The following is a 22,890-nucleotide window of genomic DNA, read 5'->3' as shown; positions in this document are numbered from 1 at the left end:
GCAAGCATCGCACCCGGCGAGGATAATTCATGGCCGGCGATCTTGTTGCACAGGTGCTGCTGCCCCTGTGTCTGTTTGTCATCATGCTGGGAATGGGTCTGACGCTCAGCCCCGGCGACTTTACCCGTATCTTTCGTTTTCCCCGCCCGGCTCTGGCCGGGCTCGGCGGGCAGATGCTGCTGTTACCCTTGGTTGGCTTTGCTCTGGCGGCCTGGCTGATGCCGACGCCGGCATTGGCCATCGGCCTGGTGCTGCTGGCGGCCTGTCCCGGCGGGGTGACCTCCAATCTGGTGACTTGGCTGGCGCGCGGTGATCTGGCGCTGTCAGTCAGTCTGACCGCCGTCAGCAGCCTGCTGGCGGTGATCAGTATTCCGCTGCTGGTCGGGCTGGCGTTCATGGTCTTTGGTGGCGGCTATCAAAGCGTGCAGGTGCCAGCGTTGCAGATGATGCTCAGTTTGCTGCTGATGACTCTGCTGCCGGTAGTAATTGGGATGTGGGTCCGGGCCCGCAGCGAGCGAGTGGCGCGCTGGCTGGAACCGAAGATCAGCCTGTTCGGTGCGCTGTTTCTGGCGATGCTGGTACTGGGGGTACTGGTACGTGAGGGCGACGATGTGCTGGCCGGGCTGCACCAGACCGGCGCGGCCATCGTTCTGCTCAATCTGGGCATGCTGACGCTGGGCCTGCTGCTGGCCCTGGCGCTGCGCCTGAATGCGGCGCAGACCACGTCGATCACCCTGGAAACCGGCATCCAGAACAGCACCCTGGCCATCCTGATCGCCACCAGTTTCTTGCAGGACGAGCAACTGGCGGTGCCGGCGGCGTTGTATTCACTGGTGATGTATGTCAGCGCCGGGCTGGTGGTGCTGGTGCGGCGCAGGCAGCAGGCTGTCGCAGCCGCTGGCCGCTTGGAGTCGTCGTCGGTTAGCTGATCAGGCTGGGCGGTGCGGGCTGTGCCTTGGCTGAGCGGCACCGCAGATTGCCTGTCAGAACGACCGCAGCATGCGCCCGAGTAGTTCCATGGCCTGTTCGCTATCAGTGCTCCAGGGGTGGCCGTGGTTCAGACGCGCGCAGTGGCGAAAGCCCTGGCTGGCGGAAAAGATTGGCCCCGGTGCCAGGCTGATGCCCTGGGCCAGGGCCAGCTTGAACAGTTGCAATGAGTCGACCTGTTCGGGGAATTCGAACCAGAGAAAATAGCCGCCGCTGGGGCGGGTTACGCGGGTGCCCTGGGGAAAGTGCCGTGCCGCCGACGCCAGCATGGCATCCTGCTGGCGCTCCAGGGTGTAGCGCAGCTTGCGCAGGTGGCGGTCATAGCTGCCATGCTGCAGGTAATCGGCAATGGCGGTCTGGGCCGGCACTGAGGGCGATATGGTGGTCATCAGCTTGAGCCGGGCAATCCGTTCGGCAAAGCGCCCGCCGGCTACCCAGCCAACCCGGTAGCCGGGCGCCAGGCTTTTGGAGAATGAGCCGCAATGCATCACCAGGCCGTCGTCGTCGAGGCTTTTGATCGGCCTGGGCGGACGTTCGCCAAAGTACAGTTCGGCATACACATCATCTTCGATCAGCGGTACCTGATGCTCGCGCAGCAAGCCGTAGAGTTCCAGCTTACGCAGTTCGCTCAGGCTGGAGCCCACCGGATTCTGAAAACTGCTCATGAACCAGCAGGCTTTGATCGGCAAGCTGCGCAGTCGATCACGCAGAACGTTCAGGTCCACCCCGTCACGCGGATGTACGGGGATTTCCACAGCTTTCAGCTGCAGGCGTTCAAGTACCTGCAAACAGGCATAGAAGGCCGGGGATTCGATGGCCACCAGATCACCGGCCTGGGTCACGCTCTGCAACGACAGGTTGAGGGCCTCCAGTGCGCCGTTGGTGATGACCAGCTCCTCCATCGGCAGCCTGACCCCGCCGACCATGTAGCGCAGGGCAATCTGGCGCATCAGATCCGGATTGCCGGCGGTCATGTCGGCAATGATGTCATGCGGTGCCAGCGTGCGCAGGCTGTGCGCCATGGAGCGTGCCAGTCGGGCTAGCGGGTACAGGTCAGGGCTGGGAAAGGCTGAGCCGAAGGGCACAGTATGTGGGTTCTTCAGTGAGCCGAGTACCGAAAAGACCAGTTCGCTGACGTCGACATCGGTGGTTTCATGTGCGGCCGGGCTGGGTTGTGGCTCCGGCAGCGGCAGACCGGCCAGGGCCCGGACAAAATAACCGGAGCGGGCTCTGGCCTGAATCAGCCCACGGTCCTCAAGCAGATAATAGGCTTGAAACACGGTGGACGGGCTCACCCCGTAAGTCTGGCTGGCATGGCGCACCGAGGGGATTTTCTCTCCGGGGGCCAGAATACCGTTGCGGATCAGGCCGGCGATATCATCGGCCAGGCGTTCATAGCGTTTCATCAGCGTCTCCAGACTTACAGCGTTGTGCAGCTAGCGGCGTACCGGCGCCACGAAGGTGGATTTGGCCACCACTGGCGGGCCGCTGTCATCCAGCGCGGTCAACACGAAACGGATGTGTTGGCGCGGAGCGGGAGCCTGCTCACCGGTCCAGACGACACTGACCGGAATGTCGCGGATGTCTTCAGCGCTCAGCAATACGGGGCCAGGTGCTGCCAGCTGGAAATCCTCTGCCGCGTCCAGGCTCAGTTGGTAGTGGCCAGCCTGCTGGCGTTTGTTGATGACTTTCAGGCTATAGGCGTTTTCCAGTTGTCCGGCACTGTTCTCGCGGAACAGGTTACGGTCGCGGGTGACATCCAGCGACATCAGTGGCCGCTCGATCAGGGCGACGACAAACAGTCCAATCATCAACACCAGCATACCGGCATAGCCGATCAGCCGTGGCCGCAGCCAGTGAGTGCGCTCACCCGCCAGCGCCCGTTCCGAAGTGTAGCGGACCAGGCCACGGGCATACCCCATCTTGTCCATCACGCTGTCGCAGGCATCGATACAGGCCGCGCAGCCGATGCACTCGAATTGCAGGCCATTGCGAATGTCGATCCCGGTTGGGCACACCTGTACGCACAGGGTGCAGTCGATGCAGTCACCCAGGCCCTGGGCTTTCGGGTCGCTGTCCTTGCGTCGGGGGCCACGCTGTTCGCCGCGACCGGCATCATAGGCAATGACCAGGGTGTCGCGGTCGAACATCACGCTCTGGAAGCGGGCATAGGGGCACATGTCGCGGCAGACCTTTTCCCGCAGCCAGCCGGCGTTGATGTAGGTGGCGGCGGTGAAGAAGAACAGCCAGAAAGCCGACTGTGTACCCAGGTTAAAGGTCAGCAGGTTGCTGGCCAGTTCGCGGATCGGGGTGAAGTAACCGACAAAGGTCAACGCGGTGATCAGGCTGACGGCCAGCCAGATGGCGTGTTTGGCGCTGCGGCGCAGCAACTTGTTGGCCGACCAGGGGGCGGCATCCAGGCGTATGCGTTGATGGCGATCGCCTTCGGTGACCTTTTCCGCCCACATGAAAATCCAGGTCCAGACACTTTGTGGGCAGGTGTAGCCACACCAGATGCGACCGGCGACCACGGTTATGAAGAACAGGCCGAAGGCAGCGATGATCAGAATCGCTGACAGCAGAATCAGGTCTTGCGGCCAGAAGGTAGCGCCGAAGATATGGAATTTGCGGGCGGCCAAGTCCCACAGCACCGCTTGCCGTTCATTCCAGCTCAGCCAGGCCGTACCAAAGAACAGCACAAACAGCGCCCCGGCGCCGAGCAACCGCAACAGACGGTAGCGACCGCTGAAGCTGCGGGTGTGAATAGGGCCGTCGGGGCCATAGGCGGTACCGGTGTCAATGATCTTGGCGGGAATTCTCTCGCTCATGGTGTTACCCCATCAGTCGTTATCAGGCTGATGAGGATGATCGTTGGCGCGGCTGATACGTAACAGACTCAGGTTTTCAAATAAAAACCATATCAGATGGAATTCAGCGCCTTTCGGCGCGTGGCATAAGGTCGCAGGACAGGCACCAGTTCGGTTGGCCGGGAACGATGCGTATACCCCCGACCCAACGCTCGCTATGGGGCAGGCTCAGCCAGTTTATTTGGCCGGCAAGCACCCGTTGTCCGGTTGCGGTCAGGGCGAGTTGGCGTTGCGGCCAGTTGGCCTCGGCGTCCGCGACAATTGCCAGTAACGGTTCGGCGGCGTTGAGCAGTGGCTGAATCAGCCACCAGTACATCAGGTCGCCGAGATAGGGCAGGGGCTCGCGTTCAGCCATCAGATGCGCATAGGCCTTGCCGACCGGTAATGGACCGTGCTCAGCGACGATCTGCAGAATCTGGCTTTCGCTCAGGCTCAGGCCGGTGTTCCGGGCCGGTAGCTCACGCAGATGTCGATGCAGTGCTCGGCCCATCATCGGCAGTGCCGGGGTGCCTGTGGCAATCAGTTCGGTCAGGGCGTGCGGCGTGTCTGCGCTGATCGCTGCCCAGGCCTGGCTGCCCAGCCGTAGTAGTTCCGTGCTGACCGGCTGGCGCTGGGGCCAGAGCCAGGCCAGCAGATCTGGCGCCAGTTGGCCGATACCAATGAAGCGCTCGACACCGGGAATACTGTCCACTGCGATCAGCTCAATGCGTGCTTTGGGCGGCTCATGATGCAGCCGGTGCAACAGGTAGGCGAGAATCAACTGATCGTAGCTGTCATGCTCGAACCACAGCACCAGGCGTTCGTACTCGTCCAGTCGCTCCAGGGTCGAGTAGGCCTGTCTGAGTCGGGCCAGTGAATCGGCCGGTTTCAGATCAAAGGCGCTGGCGAGGAAAGCGGCGCGTTGCTGGATCAGGGTCTGGTCATCGCTGGCCGGCACCGGGCCGATGCAGAACGGGTCGGAAAACTCGAGAAAGTCACCGCTGAAACCGGCGACCTTGAGACTGTGCTGAATGTCCGAGCCACAACGGATATGCAGGGTCCTGGCATCCTGATCGCCATGCAGCCCCGCATGGCGACTGGCAAAATCCAGCGCATCGATATGCGCCTTGAGCCTGGGCCAACTGCTGAACCCGCACTCACGGGCAATCACCCACTGGGCATCGGCCAGTTTCAGTGGTTGTTCGCGTGGCGGAATATGCCGGACTACACGGGCCAGTGCTTCGGGTTCCTGGCGGTTGATGGCTTTGAGCAGGTCCTTGGCGCGTTTGCGCTGCTGCTCGAGATTGAAACGGCCGTGACGAATGGTGTGCTGTGCGGACATACGACTCCCCTGACAAGCCTGTGTCCGCCCGGCAGGCCGGGATTCGTATGGAACTGTGGTTTGATGCCTTGGGCGCAGCCCTTTCCGCGGACGGAGACGCCTGGCGGCGTTGCCGCCAAGGTTCGCTGAGGGCAGGAGGGCTGTCAAGTCGCTGCGGCTATCAACAGACTGGTGAGCCAGCCAGCGGTATACAGACCGAAGCCAACTTGCCGCCAGCATGACTGAGGTAAAAAAACGGTCACCGGCTTGACGCCGATCCCTCCGAACCGTTAAAAGTGCTGAGCGACCCATATCAGGCAATGTCATGTTATTAACCCTGCTCAGTAGTGCAATTGTTTCCCGTACCGGCCAGGCCGGTTGCGAGCGTTGCGCCGTGGTCGCCAAGAAATCAAAGAAACAGTCGCTTATTTGACCGGGCGCACTGTCCTGTCAGATGAGCTGACAGGAACCTGCCCCGGACTCGATCCCCGCTAGCCCCTTTCTCTCCTCTGACAGCACCGAATCGGTCATTGATCAGGAGGAGTGTCATGTCATCGTTTCAAGGTATCTGGGTACCTGTGGTTACCCCGTTTCATCAGGGCCAGGTCGACTTTGTCGGTTTGCGGCGCCTGGTTGGCCATCTGCTGAATGCCGGGGTGCATGGCCTGGTGGTGTGTGGCACCACTGGTGAGGCCGCGGCCCTGAGCCAGGCTGAACAGTTGGCGGTGCTGGATGCGGTGCTGGAACTGGCCCCGGCTGAGCAGGTGGTCATGGGGTTGGCGGGCAATCACCTGGCGGATCTGCTGGGCCGGCTGGACGAGATCCAGCAACGCTCGCTGGCCGCTGTACTGGTGCCGGCGCCGTATTACATCCGCCCGTCGCAGGCGGCGCTGGAGAGCTTTTTCAATACCGTGGCCGAGCGCAGCCGGCTGCCGGTCATTCTCTACGATATTCCCTATCGTACCGGGGCCACATTGGCCTGTGAGACGTTGCTGAATATCACCCGGCATGAGCGCATCGTGGCGGTCAAGGACTGCGGCGGCAACCCGGCTAACACCCTGGCGCTGCTGGCCAGTGGCAATGCGGCGGTTCTGGTCGGCGAAGACGCCCAGATCTTCCCGGCCCTGTGCCTGGGCGCTCAGGGGGCGATCGCTGCTGCTGCGCATATTCATCCCGAACAGTTCGTGGCGTTGTATGAACAGGTGCAGAGCCAGCAGTGGCTGGCCGCCCGGGCGACTTTTTTCAGCTTGCTACCGTTGATTCAGACCCTGTTCAGCGAACCGAATCCGGCCCCGGTCAAGACGGCCTTGGCCTTGCAGGGGCTGATTGCCGATGAGTTGCGGGCGCCGCTGCTGGGCAGCAGCGATGGCGTGCGTGAGTTGTTGTTGGGCTTGGGACTTGCTCGGGCCAGAGCGGCCCAGGCATGAACTGAGTATGGAGAATCCGCGAGCATACGCTCGCGGAAAGGGAGGGTTCAGACAGCCAATCGTTTGCCGGCTTGTGCCTGACGCCGGCTCAGGCGCCAGATCAGTACCAGCGCCAGGAGAATGAAGGCGCAGGCAATGGGCCGGTCCAGCAGATAGCCAATGTTGCCGTCAGCCAGCAGCACGCTCTGGCGCACGTTGAGTTCGAACATCGGGCCGAGTACGAAGCCGATGATGAAAGTGACGAAGGAGAAGTCCAGCATGCGCATCAGAAAGCCCAGCGCGGCGAAGCCGATCAGCAGCCAGGCGCTGAACAAGTTGCTGGCGACGATGATGCCGGTCACGCACAGCAGCACGACGCAGGGCAGAATCAGTTGGAGCGGCAGGCGGATGATCTTGGCGAACAGGCGCATGGTGAACAGGCCGAAGAACAGATTGCACAGGGTGCCGATAACCATGGCGCCGAAGATCGCGTATACCAGCCGGGCCTGATCGGTGAACAGTTGCGGGCCGGGGGTGATGCCGTGGATGACGAAGGCACCGAGAATCAGCGCAGCGGCGACGTTGCCGGGAATTCCGAGCGACAGCAGCGGGATGAAGTTGGAGCCGACGACCGCCGAGTTGGCCGCTTCAGTGGCGGCGACGCCACGGATATCGCCCTTGCCGAAGTTCTCCGGGTTTTTCGCCGAGCGCTTGGCCGAGGCATAACCGAGGAAGGCGGCGGCAGTCGAACCCAGCCCCGGAATGGCGCCGATCAGGGTGCCTATGCCGGTCGACTTGAAAATGGTGGGGGCGATGTGGCGATAGTCGCGCCAGCCAAAATGGTTCTGTGCCGGATTGCCCAGGCCGGCATCCGGTAGCCGGTGCAGGCTGCCGCGCTGGTGATAGATGGCCTGACGAAAGATTTCGCCAAGTGCCAGCACGCCGATGCCCACCGCGCTGATGGCCAGACCATCCATCAGTTCCGGGATGCCGAAAGATAGCCGCTCACCGGCAGTTTCCGGATCGGTGCCGACCAGACTCAGGAGCACGCCAAGGGCGGCGGCAATCAGGCCCTTGAGTACGGAGTTGCCGACCATGCCGCCAACGACCACGAAGGCGACCAGTACCACTGCGGCCATTTCCAGCGGGCCCATGCGCATGGCCACCAGTGCCAGCGGTGCTGCGACCAGGAACAGCACCAGATCGCTCAGAGCGTCGCCGGTCACCGATGAGGCGTGAGCGGTGCGCAGGGCCTTGAGTGCCTGGCCCTTGCGCGACATTGGATAGCCGTCGAAGGTGGTGGCGGTGGCCTCCGGTGAACCTGGGGTGTTCATAAGAATGGCCGAGACCGCCCCGCCCAGGGTGCCGCCCTTGTTGATTCCGACCAGCAGGCCAATGGCGGTGACCGGGCTGAGATAGAAGGTGAAGGGCACAGCGATGGTGATGGCCATCAGTGCGCCGACGCCCGGTGCGGCGGCGAAGATCTGGCCGATCAGTACGCCGAGGGCGATGTACAGCAGATTGGTCAGGGTAAAGGCGTCGGCCAGCCCCAGCAGCAGATCGTGCATGGTCAATCCTCGTCAGTCCAGGGGGGCGCCCAGCGCCAGTTTGAACAACAGCCAGAGCAGCAGCGGCCAGACCACCGCCGTTGGCAGAATCCAGCTGAGTCGGCGCTCGCCCATCGCCAGCATGAAGGTGGCCACCAGGAACATGGCGCCAGCCAGATAGCCGATTAGTTGCAGCAGCAACAGGCTTACGGCCATCAGGCCGATCAGCAACAACAGACGCAGCAGGCTGCGGCGGTTCAGTTCGATACGCCGGGTCGAAGGCTGCTTGTCGCGTAGCCGGGTAATGAACAGCAGCGCGCCCAGCACGGTGATGGCGCCCACGCACAGGTAGGGGAAAAAGCGCGGTGACAGGCCAAAGCCGAAGCCGGCGCCGATATGGTTCGGGATCAGATAGAACAGGCCAATCAGGCCGGCGATTGTGATCAGCAGGCCGGCCCACAGGTCAAGGTTACGTTCAAGCATGGCAGTAGCAGGCTCCTTGGGTCAGGGTGCTGAGTCGGCAGCGGCCCGGCGATAATCCTCGGCGGCGCTGTGAATGAACTCGGTAAGCTGCTCAGGGCTCATCACGATATTGGGAAAGCCCATGCGCTGTTCGGCCAGTTGCGCCACAGTGGGCGACTGGCTGGCCCTGATCAGGGCTGCCGATAGACGCTCATGGATCTGCGCTGGCATGCCTTTGGGTACCGCGAACATGAAATAGCCGGTATAGCCCATCGGGTAGCCCAGTTCGGTGATGGCCGGTTGCTGTGGTGAGGTACGCAGCCGCTCATCGTTCAGTGAGGCGATCACCCGAATCTTGCCGTTGCGCAGGAAGGCCTGGTGGATCCCGGCGCTCCAGGCAATGTCGATATGGCCGCCAATCAGGCTGTTCATGATCTCCATGCCGCCGCGCATTGGAATGATGCGGATGCGGATGCCTTCGCGCTCGGCCACCATGTTCAGTACCTCGCGGGTGATCGGCGACACCGAGCCGTAGTTCAGCCCGTGCTGGCGGCCATAGGCGATCATTTCGTCCCAGTTGGAAAACGGCGCGTTGCCGCTGGCGACCAGGGCGTTCTGCAACTGGCTGATGGTGGTCAGGTAGTCGAAGTCGTAAGTGTCGTAACGCAGCGGGGCTACCCAGGGCATGCCATCGAACGCCGAGTTGGCGGCCATGCCCAGGGTATAGCCGTCAGCGGCGGCGAACTTCAGACTGGTGGCCATGACGATCCCGCCGCCACCGGCAATGTTGCGCACGATGACCGGCTGCCCGAGTTCGCTTTCCAGTTCCCGGGCGACCAGCCGCGCCAGGGTATCGGCACCGCCACCCGGACTGAAGCCGACCAGCAGATTCAGCGGTTTGTTCGGCCAGTCGGTGTCGGCCTGGGCGGAGGAAACGCCAGCCATGACCAGCAGCCAGATCATCAGCAGGGGCAAACGGCTTCGATCCTTGAGCCGGGTGAGGGCAGACAGCATGAATAGCACCTTCTGAATCATTGTTATTGGTTGTCCGGGCGCCCTGGCGGCGAGCCGGATACTTCTAGAGCGCGCTGACCGCGATCAGCGCCAGCACACTCACACCCAGGCCCACGCTCATCACCGGCAGCAGCGAAGGTTGTCCCTGTTCGGCAGCGAGCATCGCCAGTTGGCGCTTGAAGCGGCGGCGCTGGCCGACATACAGAGACAATGACAATAGCAATGGCAGTACGGCCATGAACAGGGCACTGAGGTGATGCAGGCCGAACCAGTGCAGGGTCAGGCCGGCAAACATGGCCAGTGCCACCTGAGTGCGTACCCAGGCCAGCAGAGTCCGTTCGACCTGCAAGCCCTCATCGCGGCTGACGCTCATGCCAGCCCCCAGAACAGGCCAGCACTGACCATGGCCAGCAGGGCTACGGCCAGGGTCAGCAACGGCACCAGTTCGGAGATCGGTGGTGGCTGACGATGCCGCAGCGCCCGTTCGACCCTCAGCCAGCGCCAGCAGGCACCCAGGCTGAGTGTGGCACTCAGGCCGATCAGTGCGGTGGCCAGCAAGGTGCGCAGCAGCGGTTCGAGCAACTCCACGGTGAAGGCTTCGATAGCCACGCCACCGCCAAGCAAGGCCAACGCGGTGCGGATCCAGGCCAGAAAGGTTCGCTCGTTGGCCAGGGTAAAGCGCGGGTCGGGTGCCTGGCCGTCATTCAGGTTCAGGCTCCTGAATGACAGCCGCAGTTGTTGGAGACGCGAGTTCACCAGAGGCTCCGGATCAGCGCACGCCAGCACTGCGCAGCGCGCCGGGTGAATAGTCGGAGCTGCTGGCGCGGTAGCTGAAGTCGTAGGCACTGCGCTGTTCGTTGCCCATGCCGGTGATGATGTAGCGGCCACTGTGCAGGTCATAGAACAGGTCGCCAGCGCTGAGGGGAGCCTGTTGCTGGTAATTGTAGAAGGCATGGCTCTCGCCTACCCGCCAGAGCTCGCCACGGCTGTCGTAATGATCGGCCAGCAAAATCGCCCAGCTGTCCTCGTCGATGAAATAGCGGCGCTTGGAGTAGATATGCCGTTGGCCATCCTTGAGGGTGGAGACCACTTCCCAGACCCGGTGCCGCTCGTAGCGGGTGTGCTCCTGGTTGAGGTGGCCCTGGTGCACGATGTCGCTGTACTTGAGCTCCGGAGAGGCCAGGCGATAACTGTTGTACGGCACATACAGCTCGCGTTTGCCGACCAGCTCCCAGTGGTAACGATCCGGGGCGCCATTGAACATGTCGCGGCTGTCGGCAGTACGTAACCCGGCGGTGGTGGCGCCGGTGAAATCGTAGGAAAGACTCGGAGCCCGACGCACACGGCGCTGGCCGGCGTTGTAGATCCAGGAGCGGCGTGGATTCTTAACCTGGTCGATAGTTTCATGCACCAGTACTACCTCACCGATCTGGCGGGCAGGGGCAATGATCTTGTGGCTGTAGAGAAACAGCAGGTCATCGGCTTTACCGGGGGCGTGATCGGTCAGGTATTCGCGCTGGGTAAAAAACTGCTCCGTGGTGGTGATGCTGTAGCTGCCATTGGGGTAGGGGGCGGCGGTATCGCTAACGGTGCGTGAACTGCCACCACGGTAGCGGGTGATATGGTTCCAGATTACCTCCAGGCCATTTTTCGGAATAGGGAAGGCGATGGCTCCTGCGAAACCCTCCAGGCCATTACCGTCATTGACCAGCCGGGCCTGGCCCAGATTGCGAGCGGCCGACTGCTTGACGTGATCCGGCAGATCGACACTGCGATGCGTGGGGTAGACCGGTATCCGGTAGCTGCTTGGGTAGCGATTGAAGGTGGCCAGTTGGCCGGGGCTGAGCTGCTGGCGATGCTGCTCAAGATTCTCGGACGTGATAGTGAACAGTGGCTGCTCGCTGGCGAAGGGATCTGTGGGTGTGCCGTTGGCATGGACCTGCGCGGCGTCTTGCGCCAGGCCGCCGGTCCAGGCTGGAATGCTGCCGTCGGCATTGCCGGCGCGTTCGGCGCCGATGGGTGTCAGGTCGTCGCCCAGACGGGCGGCCTGCTCGCTTTGAGCTGCGGCTAGAGTCGGCAGGCTGAGCAGGATGGAAGAGAGGATCAGGCCATGGGTGCGTTTGAAGTTTGTCATTGTATGGCTCGCTCAGAAAGTAATGCCAAAGCTGACGCTGACGAAGTCACGATCAGCGCGTACGCCGTAATCGCCATCCATGAAATTGGTGTACGACACACTGGCGTTGTAGGTGCTGTTGAAGGCGGCGTTCAGGCCCAGGCTGATGGCGCGTGAGCCTTCGTTGAAGGCGGACGTCTCATTCGGCCCATAGCCTTTTACGTCATGCGACCAGGACAGGCTGGGGCGCAGGTCGATGCCGGCGATTACATCCAGGTAGTTCCAGACTGCCCGGGCCTGATAGCCCCAGGAGTGGCGGGCGACGAAGCCCTTGTTGTTGCAGTGTTGTGGCGTCTGCGAGTTGGCCAGGCAGATGCTGTTGTCACGCAGTTCTCCCTGGCCATAGGTGCTGTTGCGGCCGTAGCGCGGGCCGAACCGGCCCTCCAGCCCGCCAACCCAGGTCATGCCGACTTCACCGATCAGAATCATGCTGTCGGCGCCCATCACCCGGGTGAAACCGTGGGTAGCACTGACCTGCAACTGGGTGACTTCCTTGCGCCGATAACCGCTGGAGACGCCATTGTCGACCGAGTTCACGGCGCCACTGGCAACCAGCGGCGAGCGATCCGGATTGTTCAGTGAGGCCTGGACCAGATCGGTGCCGTTGAACTGCAGCGGCAGATTCGGTCGATAGCTCAGCTCGCCCTGCAGTGCGGTGCCGCTGCGCAGGGTAGTGGCGAAGGTCAGGCCGTACAGGCGGATATCTTCCGGGTAGTCGGCGAAGTAGCCCGAAGTGCCGATACGCAGAACCCCAGCCAGATTGCGTCCGGCATCGCTGGCGAGAAAGCCTGAGCAGGCTGCGCCAGCCAGGCCCAGGTTGGCACACAGTTGCGGGGCGAAGTCGGTGTTGGTCAGGTAGGGGCTGGCGATCGAGCTGCTGTAGGGCAGGCGGCTGTGATAGTTAGCAGCGTAGAAGCCCAGTTCAGTATCCAGTGCCGGTACGAACCAGCGCAGGGCCATGCCCCACTGGCCGCTGTCACGTGCATCGTTGTCACCACGACGACGAATCTGGATGCCTTGCGGATCAAGATTTACCCCGAACGGGTCCAGGGCCTGACGGGCGGTGGCGTTGCCGCTGAAATCACCGCCGACGAACAGGCCGTCGCAGCCATCGGGCAGGGTGTCGTTACCGGCGAAGAAGGTGCCGCAGTTATCCAGCACGGTCTGGTCCCACTCGAGCTGGTAGAACGCCTCGGCGGACAGGTTGTCGGTCAGGTTCTGCATACCGTAGAGCATGTTGACCGGGGTCAGGCCTTCCTTGATTTCCGAGCCGGGCCGGCGCAGGGCGGCGACGTTGGCCGGGTTGATGACATTCAGACCGCCACGGATGAAGGTACTTTCGCCCCAGTTGATCACCTGGCGACCCAGGCGCACCGAGCCGGGTTGATCACCAATGCTGTAGTTGTGGTAGACAAATGCATCCAGCAACTCGAAACCGGCCGACTTGGCAGCGTTCTTGCGCCCGGAGTCCTCGACGTTTTTGAAACGCTGGTTCTCATCGCGCAGGGCGTAGTCGTACCAATAGGTGCCACGCAGGAACACGCCGCTGTCGGCGTAGCGCAGCTCCAGGTCATGAGTGCCCTTGAACAGCTTGGAAAAGACATCACCGGAGCGGTAGTTGCGTCGACCGTCGTCACCGCTGGCGGCCCGCATCAGGTCCGGGTCCGGGTTGGCGGTCGAGATGCTGGCGCCAATCGACAGCGAGGAGGTGATCTGGCCGTCGATTTCGCCCCACTGGAAGTTGGCGGCTGAGACAGGCGCGGCGGCACAGGCCAGAGACAACAGCAGCAGACGGAAGGGGGGCTGGTTGCCCGTTCTGTTTATCAACACTGTGAACCTCTTTTTATTATAAGTAGGTTATGGGTGGTTTATGCTTGTTCGTGATGGCTGTCATACTAGGGCGGCTAAAAAGTGCTCACAAATACAGTATTTCGATATGCTCCATGCCGTTTTGATATGCCCCTGAAAGGTCCGTTGCCATGACCCTGAAGCAACTGCGTTATCTGATCACCATCGCCGAGGCTGGCAGTTTCTCGGCGGCGGCGCGCAATGCCTATATCGCCCAGCCGGCCTTGAGCCGGCAGATCGGCATGCTCGAAGAGGAGCTGGAAATGCGCCTGCTGGAACGCCAGCATGACGGCGTGGTGCTGACCGATGCCGGGCGTCGGCTCTACGAAGTGGCGCGCTCGGTGATCCAGAAAATCGACTCGGTCAAGGACGAGCTGGTCTCCACCAAGGGCGATCCCAAAGGCCAGGTGTCGATTGCCATTCCGGTAGCGGCATCGGCGCTGTTGCTGCCGCTGATCATCACCCAGGCGCGGGAGAAGTTTCCCGGTATCGAGGTACATGTACGTGACGGCCTGAGTACTGAAGGCGGGCAGGCGATTGAACTGGGCAAGGTCGATTTCGGTGTGGTGCCCAATGCCGAGGAGCTTGAGCATGTTCGTGCCGAGCCGGTGCTGGTGGAGGAACTGTGCTGGTACGGGCGTATCGACATGCCAACCCAGGGCCCGACTATCCGGTTTGCCGAGGCGGCGGCTTCGCCGTTGGTGATGGGGCCGCGTTCGCTGCATTTGCGCCGGCGCCTGGAGCAGGTGGCGATGCAGCAGGGGGTGGTATTGAATATCTGCTACGAGCAGCATTCGGCCCAGGGCATCAGTAGCCTGGTCAGGAGCGGGCTGGCGGCGACCATTACCAGTTGGCCGGCGCTGGAGGAGCAGTTCCATCCACAGGCGCGCCGAATCATCGAGCCGAGCATCCGCCGCACTGTGTCGATTGCCTACTCGGTACACCGGCCGCTGACCTTTGCCGCTTCCTGCATGCGCGATCTGGTGCGTAACCTGCTGCTGGATCTGGCACGCTCCGGCCGTTGGCACGCCGAGCCGGTGGAGCCTGGCCCGGCGGCTGATGGCGACTAGGGCATCAAAATGCCCTTAGCGATGGTATTGCGCTGAATCTCGCTGGTGCCGGTGAGGATGCGCATCATGCGGCTGGCGCGGAACAGCAGCTCCACCGGATGGCCCTGGATCAGCCCGGCCCCGCCATGCACCTGCACGGCGCGGTCGATGATGCTGAAACAGGTCTCCGAGACGAACAGCTTGCACATCGAGGCCTGAGTGCGGATATCACCGCCGGCATCGTATTGCGCGGCGCTGGTGTAGACCAGGCTGCGCGCAGCCGTCAGCTCGGTGGCCATGTCGGCAATCATGTGATTGACGGCCTGGAACATGGCGATCGGCTTGCCGAACTGGCTGCGGCTGCGGGCATGCTGGATTGACAGTTCCAGCGCCAGTCCGGCCATGCCGAGCATGGTCGGGCAGTGCAGCAGACGGTTCAGGGTAATCCGCCCCATAGCCAGCTTGAAGCCCTGGCCTTCTTCACCAATCAGGTTGGCGACCGGCACCTTGACGTTATCCAGAACGATATCGCCATGGCTGCCCTTGCCGGACATTACCCCGTAATCATCCTTTACCGTCACGCCGGGTGCATGCAGATCGACGAAGAACGCCGAGATGCCGCCTGGTTTGCCATCGCTTTCGGTCTGCGCCAGCAGCACGGCGATATCAGCGTAGGAGGCGCCGGAGATGTAGCGCTTGCTGCCGCTGAGCAAATAGTGATCGCCGTCGCGTACGGCGGTGGTTTTCAGCGCCGAGGCGTCGGAGCCTGCATCGCTTTCGGTCAGGGCGAAGCACACCGCCTTGTCGGCACGGCACACCGGCTGCAGGAACTGCTCGATCTGCAGCTCGCTGGCGACCTTGAACAGGTGGCCGATGCGTGGCGGGCCGCTGAGTTCGCCGAGAATATGCGGCGCCAGTTGGGTGCCGCTCAGCACGGTGGCCTCTTTGACCGCGCACAGGTCGACCACACTGAGCCCGGCGCCGCCCAGTTCGGCGGGCAGCATCACATTGTAGAAACCTTGCTCGCAGGAGCGTTTCCACAGATCGCGCAGCAGTGCCTTGGGCGGGGCCTCACCCCACTGCAGGCCCTCGCGTTGCTCCAGCGGTTTGATTTCGTCGTTGACGAAGGCCTTGATGCGCTCGATCAGCGCCTGAGCTTTTTCACTGGGTTGAATCATGAGTTGTCTCCGGATCAGATCTTGCGCGCCACGCCCTGCCAGTACGCGTCGCGTACCAGGCGGCGGACCACCTTGCCGTTGGGGTTCTTGGGCAGTTCGTTGACGAAGTCGACGCTGCGCGGTTTCTTGAAGCCGGCCAGGTGCTGGCCGCAATACTGGATGATCTCTTCGGCGCTGAGCTGCTGACCGGGCTTGAGGACCACCACCGCCTTGATCGCTTCACCCCATTGTTCGTCGGGTACGCCGACCACCGCCGCCTCGAAGATCTGCGGCAGGCTGTAGAGCACCTGCTCGACTTCGGTGGGATACACGTTGAAGCCGCCGGAGATAATCATTTCCTTCTTGCGGTCGACGATGAAGATGTAGCCAAGCTCGTCCACCGTGGCCAGATCGCCGGTCAGGTAGTAGCCGTCACGCATGACCTCGGCGGTCAGTTCCGGGGCCTGCCAGTAGCCCTGCATGATGTCTTCGCCCTTGGCGACGATTTCACCGATCTCGCCTGGCTTGACGTCTTCAAAGTTGTCGTTGACCACCCGCAGGTCGGTTTCGAAATAGCAGCGCCCACAGGACGCCAGACGCTTGTTGTCGCCATTGAGGCTGTCGATGTGATCGCGCTCGGTCAGCACGCTGACCAGCGAGCAGGTTTCCCCGGCGCCGTAGCCCTGGGCCAGAATCGGGCCAAATACCTGCATGGCGCGCTTGACCAGCGCGGGTGCCATCGGAGCAGCGCCGTAGAGCACCAGGCTCAGGCTGCTGAGGTCGTAGTTCTCGACCCCGGGGAAGTTGACCAGACGGTTGATCATCGCCGGGACCAGGAACAGGCGGTTGACCCGCTCGCGCTGAATGGTCTCCAGCAGCTTCTGATCGTCGTATTGCTCGATCAGTAGGTTGCAGGCGCCCACCGCCAGCAGCGGCATGATCTGCATGCCGCTGGCATGGGTAATGGGGCCTACATGGGCCATTACCTCGCCGGGCTGGGCGCGGCGGGTAGGGCTGTTGCTGCTCTTGCGGATCAGCGCCTTGCGGTTGCCGTAACTGAGCATCGCCGCCTTGAGCACTCCGGAGCTGCCGGAGGTGTAGTGCAGCACGGCCAGTTGCTCATCGGCCGGGTCGGCGTTGATCGGCTCGGGGCTGCCTTTGAGCAGCAGGTCCTGGTAGTGAATGTCGCCACCATCGTCGTCCAGGCTGATGATCCACTGGAGCTTGGGTAGCCGCTCGCATTGTTGTTGCAGGGCCTTGGCGAACGCCGGGATGGTGATGACTGCACTGCTGCACGAGTCTTCCAGTACCCGGACGATTTCTTCAATCGACAGCCGGGCATTGATCGGCACCTTGACCATGGCGGCCTTGTAGAAGGCAACTTCGGCTTCCACCAGCTCGACCCGGTTGGGGGCCAGAATGGCGATATGGGTGCCGGCACTGAGACCCAGGTTGAGCAGGCCTGAGGCCAGGCAATTGCTGCGATATTCCAGTTCGGCATAGGTGAGGCGTTTGCGCGAATCGACTACGGCCTCGTGGTTTGGCCAGTAGCGTGCGCTACGGGTCAGGATTTTTCCCAGATTCACGGGCATTCCTCTGCATCGGTTGTTGTTTGGAGGCAATCCTACAAGCGCCGGTTAAACGCCTGCCAATACAACAAATTGATGGTTGGTATGCCGGTTCGATATGGGGTGGGTGCGGCCTGCTATTTGGCCGGCACCCAGTCACTGGCAATCAGATTATCGTTCTTGCGCGCCTTTTCGGCTTTTTTGCGGGCACTGATGCTGGCGACGCACTGGTCGTCGTTATTGAGAATGACGATGCATTCAAGGCACTGGATGCATTCGTCGTAGTCGATCTTGCCGTTTTTGTGGATGGCGTTGATCTCGCAGTGGTTCTTGCAGTGCTGGCAAGGCTGGCCGCAGGCGTCGATGCGCTTTAGCCAGGAGAACAGCCGCAGCTTGCCGAGGATTGCCAGACCGGCGCCCAGCGGGCAGACATAACGGCAGTAGAACTTGTGAATGAACAGCCCCAGTGCCAGCAGGCCCACGGCGTAGAGTACGAACGGCCAGGTGCGGACGAAGAACAACGTGATCGAGGTCTTGAACGGCTCGACCTCGGCCAGGCGCTCGGCCAGGGTCAGCGAATAAAATGATACCGGCACCAGAACGATCAGGATCAGGTACTTCAGCCACTGCAGTTTTTGGTGCAGCGGGTCAGGTACTTTCCACTGCTTGATCCGGAGCTTTTTCGCCACCCAGCCGAGCATTTCCTGCAACGCGCCGAATGGGCACAGCCAGCCACAGAACAGCCCGCGGCCCCAGAGGAACAGGCTGACGAAGGTGAAGCTCCAGAGGATGAAGATCACCGGGTCCATCAGAAATACCGTGATATCGAAGTCCTGCCACAGCGCCAGAAACAGGGTGAAGATGTTGACCACCGAGAGCTGGCCCTGGGCATACAGGCCGAGAAACACCAGGGTGAAGATCAAAAAACCGGCGCGCAACTGATGGAAGCGGCGGCTGTTGCGGCTGAACTGGTGCTGGTTGATGAAGATCCAGCTCAGTAGCGCCAGCGCGGCGATCACCACCACAATCTGCCACCAGCGCTCCTGCCACATGCGCAACCACATGGGCACGGATTTGGCTGCCACCGGTGGGGCCTGAATCTCGAACAGGGTTTCATCCAGGCTGAACGGCTGAGTGAACTGGGTACTGCTGGAAATCAGATGGTTGCGTTGCAGGGTCACGTTCAGTTGCAGCGCGGTGTCGCCAACCGGGTTGTAGCCGGCATGTGGCTTGATACGGAAGATATGCGCGGTCAGTTGCTCGGCTTCGAGTCCGGGGATGTCCGGCAGCAGGTCGCTGCCCAGGTCCATGTCATGTAGCTCGATCGGGTGGCCGTTCTGCACCAGCACTACCCGGCTCGGCGCGCTGGCGGGAATGAAGTCGTCCGGTACATGCCGGTAACGTCCACGTGAGATGATCAGCAGAGCCTGTTCTCCATCCTTGAGTTGTTCCATCACTTGACCAAAGGCCGGTTCGCCCAACAGGTTGCGACCAATGCTGGGCGCGTTGAGGTAGGCGAACCACAGCTCGCTGAAGGGCAGCTCAGGGTCATCATCGAGCTGGCTGTAATGGCTCAGCGAGTGGCCCAGAGCCTGTTCTACCTGGGCATCGTCCAGGCGCCAGTGCTGGAGGTAGCCGCGCTGCAACAACTGGCCCCACTCCAGCGGCTCGAACAGCTCCGGGCGGGCGATCGCCAGCGGTCCCTGGGCAAACCCCTCAAGCAGATTGCGGGCGACCTCCATAGCGGAAATCATCACTGTTTCGTTGAGAATCACCACCGAGACCGTGGCCTTGCTGACCCCGTCGAACTGATGCACCGAGTCGCTGCCGCCGCTGCGTCGGCCACCGACGATGATCGGCTTGCCGATGTTGGTGTTACGGTACTGGTCGATGAAGTTGAACAGCGACTGCTCGCCCAGGCCATGCAGAAACACCGGCTCGTGGTGTTCGAGGATGTGGATGCCAGTGAGCGTGCCCTGTGGGTCCATGCCGATCAGCAGACGGATCGGCTTGCCGGAAAAGCCCTGCAGGGTCGAGTAGTCATTGGACTCGAAGGCGTAGCCGATCAGCTCGTCCAACTGGTAAACCGGGTAGACCGCCGGGCTGGCCAGCTTGTCGTCGATCCGGGTGGCTTTGGGAAACAGGCTCTGAATCTCGTCCTTGAGTGGTACGGCGTGCAGGGCGCTGCTGAGCAGCAGACTGCCGAGCAGGATCAGACGAGCGAGCATGGGTGCCTCCGTGGCTTCTTGTTTGTTATAGGGTGACGGCCAGCCGGTCGCCTGGATTGCCACGACGCTACGCGTCTCGCAATGACGGTGTGGGTGCGGGCCCGCCAGCACAGCCTCGCACCAACTCCCGTCATCGGGTCAGTACGGCCTTGCACTAACTCCAGTCATCGCGAGGGCCGTAGGCCCGTGGCGATCCATAGTCCTGTGTGATGGGGTCAATGCTTGATCAGTGGCGCTGCGCTCGCCATGCAACTTGGGGAGGGTAAAACCGCTACTTCAGTCTAGGGTGACGGTCCAGATGCTTAAAAAGCGTTGCTTAATGCGGTAGTCTGCATACCTATAACTACAACACTTGATGCCAGCGCCATGCCCCACGATATCAGTATGCTTCGCAAGTTCGTTACCCCGGAGATCATTTTCGGCGCAGGGTCGCGCAAAACCGTTGCCAACTATGCGTCCAACTTTGGCGCCAGGAAGGTCTTGCTGGTGTCCGACCCCGGTGTGCAAGCCGCCGGCTGGGTGACCGATGTCGAGCATAGCCTGCAGGAGCAGGGCATCGACTATGTGCTGTTCACCCAGGTTTCGGCTAACCCGCGCACCGAAGAGGTGATGCACGGCGCCGAGGTTTACCGGGCTGCGGGCTGCAACGTCATCGTCGCCATCGGTGGCGGTAGCCCTATGGATTGCGCCAAGGCCATCGGCATCGTGGTTGCGCATGATCGGCACATTCTCACCTTTGAAGGGGTCGATACTATTCGTGCCCCAGGCCCGCCGCTGATCTGCATTCCTACCACCGCCGGCACCTCGGCCGATGTCTCGCAGTTCGTGATCATTTCCGATCAGCAGGAACGGGTGAAGTTCTCGATCATCAGCAAGGCGGTGGTGCCCGATGTCTCGCTGATCGACCCGGAAACCACCATGACCATGGATGCGTTTCTGTCTGCCTGCACCGGGGTCGATGCGCTGGTTCATGCCATTGAGGCCTTCGTCTCCACCGGCAGCGGGCCGATGACTGACGCCCATGCGCTGGAGGCCATGCGCCTGCTCAACAGCCACTTGGTGCCGATGATCGCCAACCCACAGGATGTGGCGCTGCGTGAGAAGGTCATGCTCGGTAGCCTGCAGGCCGGTCTGGCGTTTTCCAACGCGATTCTCGGTGCGGTGCATGCGATGTCGCACAGCCTGGGCGGGTTTCTCGATCTGCCGCATGGGCTGTGCAACGCGATTCTGGTCGAGCATGTGGTGGCGTTCAATTTCGATGCAGCGCCCGACCGTTTCAAGGTCATCGCCGAGACTTTGGGGATCGATACCCGTGGGCTGACCACGCCACAGGTACGCCAGCGCCTGGTGCAACATTTGATCGAGCTGAAGCAGGCGGTTGGCTTCCAGCAGACCCTGTCGATGCATGGGGTTGGCACCAGTGATTTGCCGATGCTGTCGCTCCATGCCATGGATGACCCCTGCATCCTCACCAACCCGCGTGAGTCCAACCTGCGCGATGTCGAAGTGGTGTATGCCGAAGCGCTCTGATCAGCGCGGTGATGTGCTCACCGGCCTGCTGGGCCTGGGTTCGCATTCTTCGCGCAAGAACTATTACCCCGAACTGCTGATCCGGCTGGAAGAGCTGGAGGCCGAGCGCAATCGCTACAAGTGGTTGTTCGAGAATGCTGCCCTGGGGATTTTTCAGGCCAGCCTGGAGCGCGGGTTGCTGGCCGCCAACCCGTCAATGGCCAAACTGCTGGGCTATCCGACGGTTGATGATGTAGTGCAGGCCTACCCAAGCCTGGCAGAAGGCTTTTTCATCGGTGGCCGCGAAGAGTTTCAGAGTATTCGCAAGACCTTGCTGCTCAACGGCGAGCTTACCGGCTATGAAACCCAATTGTTGCGCGAAGATGGCCGGGCCATCGATGTGCGCATGAGCCTGCTGCTCAAGCCGGATGCCGCTGAGTCGGTGGTTGAGGCTTTCGTGGCCGATATCACCGAGCGCAAGCAGGCTCAGGTGGCGATGCAGCGGCTGAATGATGAGCTGGAACAGCGGGTACAGGAACGCACCCGTGAGCTGGAAGCGCTGAACGATCATCTGCGCCACGAGATCATCGAGCGTGAGCGGGTACAGTGGGAACTGCGCGATGCTCGCGATGCCGCTGAACAGGCCAATCGCAGTAAGGACCGCTACCTGGCCGCAGCCAGTCATGACCTGCTGCAACCGCTGAATGCCGCCCGGTTGCTGCTGGCGACCTTGCGCGAGCGCTCGCTGGAAGCCGCTGAGGCGCAACTGGTCGAGCGCTCTCACAGTGCCCTGGAAAGCACCGAGGATCTGCTGACAGACTTGCTCGATATCGCTCGTCTGGACCAAAGCAGCGTCAAGCCGGAGTGGGGCGATTATGCTCTGGCCGACATTGTTGATCCGCTGGTTGATGAGTTCCGGGCGGTGGCCGATGTCGCAGGCTTGCAGTTACGTTCACGTCCGGGGAATTGGGCAGTAAGGACCGACTATCGGCTGCTCAGCCGGATTCTGCGCAACCTGCTGAGCAACGCCATTCGCTACACCGACCAGGGCCGGGTGCTGATTGGCTGCCGGCTCTGGGGTAGCCGACTGAGCATTCAGGTCTGGGACACCGGGCGGGGGATTCCGGCGGACAAGTTCGACGAGATTTTTCAGGAGTTCAACCAGCTTCAGGGCGCCAGAGCCGGCCAGCGCAAGGGTGTGGGGCTGGGGCTGGCCATTGTCGAACGGATCACCAATCTGCTCGACACCCGTATCACATTGCGCTCGATAGAAGGGCGTGGCTCGATGTTCGCGGTTGATGTGCCTTTGGCCCGTATGGCCCCAGCCACGCCCCAGGTTGCTCCCGGCCTGATCGAACAGCTCAGTACCCCGTTGCAGGGGCGACGGCTGCTGGTGATCGACAACGAGCCGATCATTCTCGACAGCATGCGTGACCTGCTTGGCCAGTGGGGCGCGCTGGTCTATCTGGCGCTGGATGCCGCAAGCTCGCTGGAAGTCTTGGGCGATGACATGCCGGATGTGATTCTGGTCGACTATCACCTGGATGAGGGGCGTACTGGTGATGAGGCGGTCAGTCTGTTGCGCGAGCATTTCCAGCGGCCGATCCCGGCCATCATGATCACCGCCGATCGCAGCGAGCACTGCCAGCAGACCTTGCGTGAGCTGGGCATCCCGGTGCTGAACAAGCCGGTCAAGGCCGGCAAGTTGCGAGCCATGCTCGGGCAGATGCTCAAAAGCTGAGATCATTTGCGACTTTGGTATTGCGCCTGTCGGT

General features: G+C 61.8%; 18 protein-coding genes. 5 read left to right on the top strand and 13 right to left on the bottom strand.

The window, feature by feature from the left end; all coding sequences use genetic code 11:
- The first annotated feature begins 29 nt into the window (after positions 1 to 29).
- Positions 30 to 929 carry a bile acid:sodium symporter family protein gene (locus BVH74_RS16865; RefSeq protein WP_080051231.1) on the top strand — a complete coding sequence of 300 codons (900 nt, stop codon included), beginning with the start codon at positions 30 to 32 and terminating at the stop codon, positions 927 to 929.
- Between the two features lie 54 nt (positions 930 to 983).
- On the opposite strand, the gene mapR is transcribed toward BVH74_RS16865, so the two are convergent.
- The 3 genes from mapR to BVH74_RS16850 form a co-directional block, all read right to left on the bottom strand.
- Positions 984 to 2,393, bottom strand: a complete 1,410-nt coding sequence (gene mapR, locus BVH74_RS16860; RefSeq protein ID WP_080051230.1) for a GntR family transcriptional regulator MpaR — start codon at positions 2,391 to 2,393, stop codon at positions 984 to 986.
- Positions 2,394 to 2,423: 30 nt separating this feature from the next.
- A complete protein-coding gene (gene ccoG, locus BVH74_RS16855) occupies positions 2,424 to 3,815 on the bottom strand; it encodes a cytochrome c oxidase accessory protein CcoG (RefSeq protein WP_080051229.1) in 1,392 nt (463 codons plus the stop codon).
- A 103-nt stretch (positions 3,816 to 3,918) separates the two neighbouring features.
- On the bottom strand, positions 3,919 to 5,175 hold the full coding sequence (locus tag BVH74_RS16850) for a DUF1835 domain-containing protein (RefSeq protein WP_080051228.1): 1,257 nt from the start codon (positions 5,173 to 5,175) through the stop codon (positions 3,919 to 3,921).
- 527 nt (positions 5,176 to 5,702) lie between these two features.
- Between BVH74_RS16850 and dapA the strand changes: the two genes are divergently transcribed.
- Complete coding sequence (gene dapA / locus BVH74_RS16845; protein ID WP_080051227.1) at positions 5,703 to 6,581, top strand: 4-hydroxy-tetrahydrodipicolinate synthase; 879 nt, start codon at positions 5,703 to 5,705, stop codon at positions 6,579 to 6,581.
- Between the two features lie 47 nt (positions 6,582 to 6,628).
- Here the strand turns inward: dapA and BVH74_RS16840 are convergent, their stop codons facing one another.
- From BVH74_RS16840 to BVH74_RS16810, 7 genes are all read right to left on the bottom strand, one after another.
- Positions 6,629 to 8,128, bottom strand: coding sequence for a tripartite tricarboxylate transporter permease (locus tag BVH74_RS16840; protein ID WP_080051226.1), 1,500 nt, complete (start codon positions 8,126 to 8,128; stop codon positions 6,629 to 6,631).
- A 12-nt stretch (positions 8,129 to 8,140) separates the two neighbouring features.
- A complete protein-coding gene (locus BVH74_RS16835) occupies positions 8,141 to 8,590 on the bottom strand; it encodes a tripartite tricarboxylate transporter TctB family protein (protein WP_080051225.1) in 450 nt (149 codons plus the stop codon).
- A gap of 21 nt (positions 8,591 to 8,611) precedes the next feature.
- Entirely contained in the window at positions 8,612 to 9,583 is a 972-nt protein-coding gene (locus BVH74_RS16830) for a Bug family tripartite tricarboxylate transporter substrate binding protein (protein WP_165443829.1), read from the bottom strand.
- A gap of 64 nt (positions 9,584 to 9,647) precedes the next feature.
- Positions 9,648 to 9,956, bottom strand: coding sequence for a DUF202 domain-containing protein (locus tag BVH74_RS16825; RefSeq protein WP_080051223.1), 309 nt, complete (start codon positions 9,954 to 9,956; stop codon positions 9,648 to 9,650).
- Positions 9,953 to 10,339, bottom strand: a complete 387-nt coding sequence (locus BVH74_RS16820) for a YidH family protein (protein ID WP_095623729.1) — start codon at positions 10,337 to 10,339, stop codon at positions 9,953 to 9,955. Before BVH74_RS16820 ends, BVH74_RS16825 begins: the two co-directional genes overlap by 4 nt.
- 13 nt (positions 10,340 to 10,352) lie before the next feature.
- Positions 10,353 to 11,717: a DUF1329 domain-containing protein gene (locus BVH74_RS16815; protein WP_080051221.1), complete on the bottom strand. Its 1,365-nt coding sequence runs from the start codon at positions 11,715 to 11,717 to the stop codon at positions 10,353 to 10,355.
- Between the two features lie 12 nt (positions 11,718 to 11,729).
- The gene (locus BVH74_RS16810) at positions 11,730 to 13,580 is read right to left on the bottom strand and encodes a DUF1302 domain-containing protein (RefSeq protein ID WP_373279496.1); all 1,851 of its coding nucleotides are present in this window, start codon (positions 13,578 to 13,580) and stop codon (positions 11,730 to 11,732) included.
- A 155-nt stretch (positions 13,581 to 13,735) separates the two neighbouring features.
- Here BVH74_RS16810 and BVH74_RS16805 point away from each other — a divergent pair, with 155 nt between their 5' ends.
- On the top strand, positions 13,736 to 14,674 hold the full coding sequence (locus tag BVH74_RS16805; RefSeq protein ID WP_080051219.1) for a LysR family transcriptional regulator: 939 nt from the start codon (positions 13,736 to 13,738) through the stop codon (positions 14,672 to 14,674).
- Here BVH74_RS16805 and BVH74_RS16800 read toward each other — a convergent pair.
- From BVH74_RS16800 to BVH74_RS16790, 3 genes are all read right to left on the bottom strand, one after another.
- The gene (locus tag BVH74_RS16800; RefSeq protein WP_080051218.1) at positions 14,671 to 15,831 is read right to left on the bottom strand and encodes an acyl-CoA dehydrogenase family protein; all 1,161 of its coding nucleotides are present in this window, start codon (positions 15,829 to 15,831) and stop codon (positions 14,671 to 14,673) included. The genes BVH74_RS16805 and BVH74_RS16800 overlap by 4 nt on opposite strands.
- A 14-nt stretch (positions 15,832 to 15,845) precedes the next feature.
- A complete protein-coding gene (locus BVH74_RS16795) occupies positions 15,846 to 17,396 on the bottom strand; it encodes a class I adenylate-forming enzyme family protein (RefSeq protein WP_080051217.1) in 1,551 nt (516 codons plus the stop codon).
- Positions 17,397 to 17,515: 119 nt separating this feature from the next.
- The gene (locus tag BVH74_RS16790) at positions 17,516 to 19,606 is read right to left on the bottom strand and encodes a NosR/NirI family protein (RefSeq protein WP_080051216.1); all 2,091 of its coding nucleotides are present in this window, start codon (positions 19,604 to 19,606) and stop codon (positions 17,516 to 17,518) included.
- Between the two features lie 366 nt (positions 19,607 to 19,972).
- Here BVH74_RS16790 and ercA point away from each other — a divergent pair, with 366 nt between their 5' ends.
- Together ercA and BVH74_RS16780 are read left to right on the top strand one after the other, a co-directional pair.
- Positions 19,973 to 21,136, top strand: coding sequence for an alcohol dehydrogenase-like regulatory protein ErcA (gene ercA, locus BVH74_RS16785; RefSeq protein ID WP_080051215.1), 1,164 nt, complete (start codon positions 19,973 to 19,975; stop codon positions 21,134 to 21,136).
- Entirely contained in the window at positions 21,120 to 22,856 is a 1,737-nt protein-coding gene (locus tag BVH74_RS16780; RefSeq protein ID WP_080051214.1) for a hybrid sensor histidine kinase/response regulator, read from the top strand. Before ercA ends, BVH74_RS16780 begins: the two co-directional genes overlap by 17 nt.
- Positions 22,857 to 22,890: the final 34 nt, after the last annotated feature.

It is taken from the genome of Halopseudomonas phragmitis (assembly GCF_002056295.1).
In the GTDB taxonomy this organism is placed as follows: Bacteria; Pseudomonadota; Gammaproteobacteria; order Pseudomonadales; family Pseudomonadaceae; genus Halopseudomonas; species Halopseudomonas phragmitis.
Note: the sequence above shows the minus strand (reverse complement) of the source record. Positions and strands in the feature narration are given on the sequence as shown.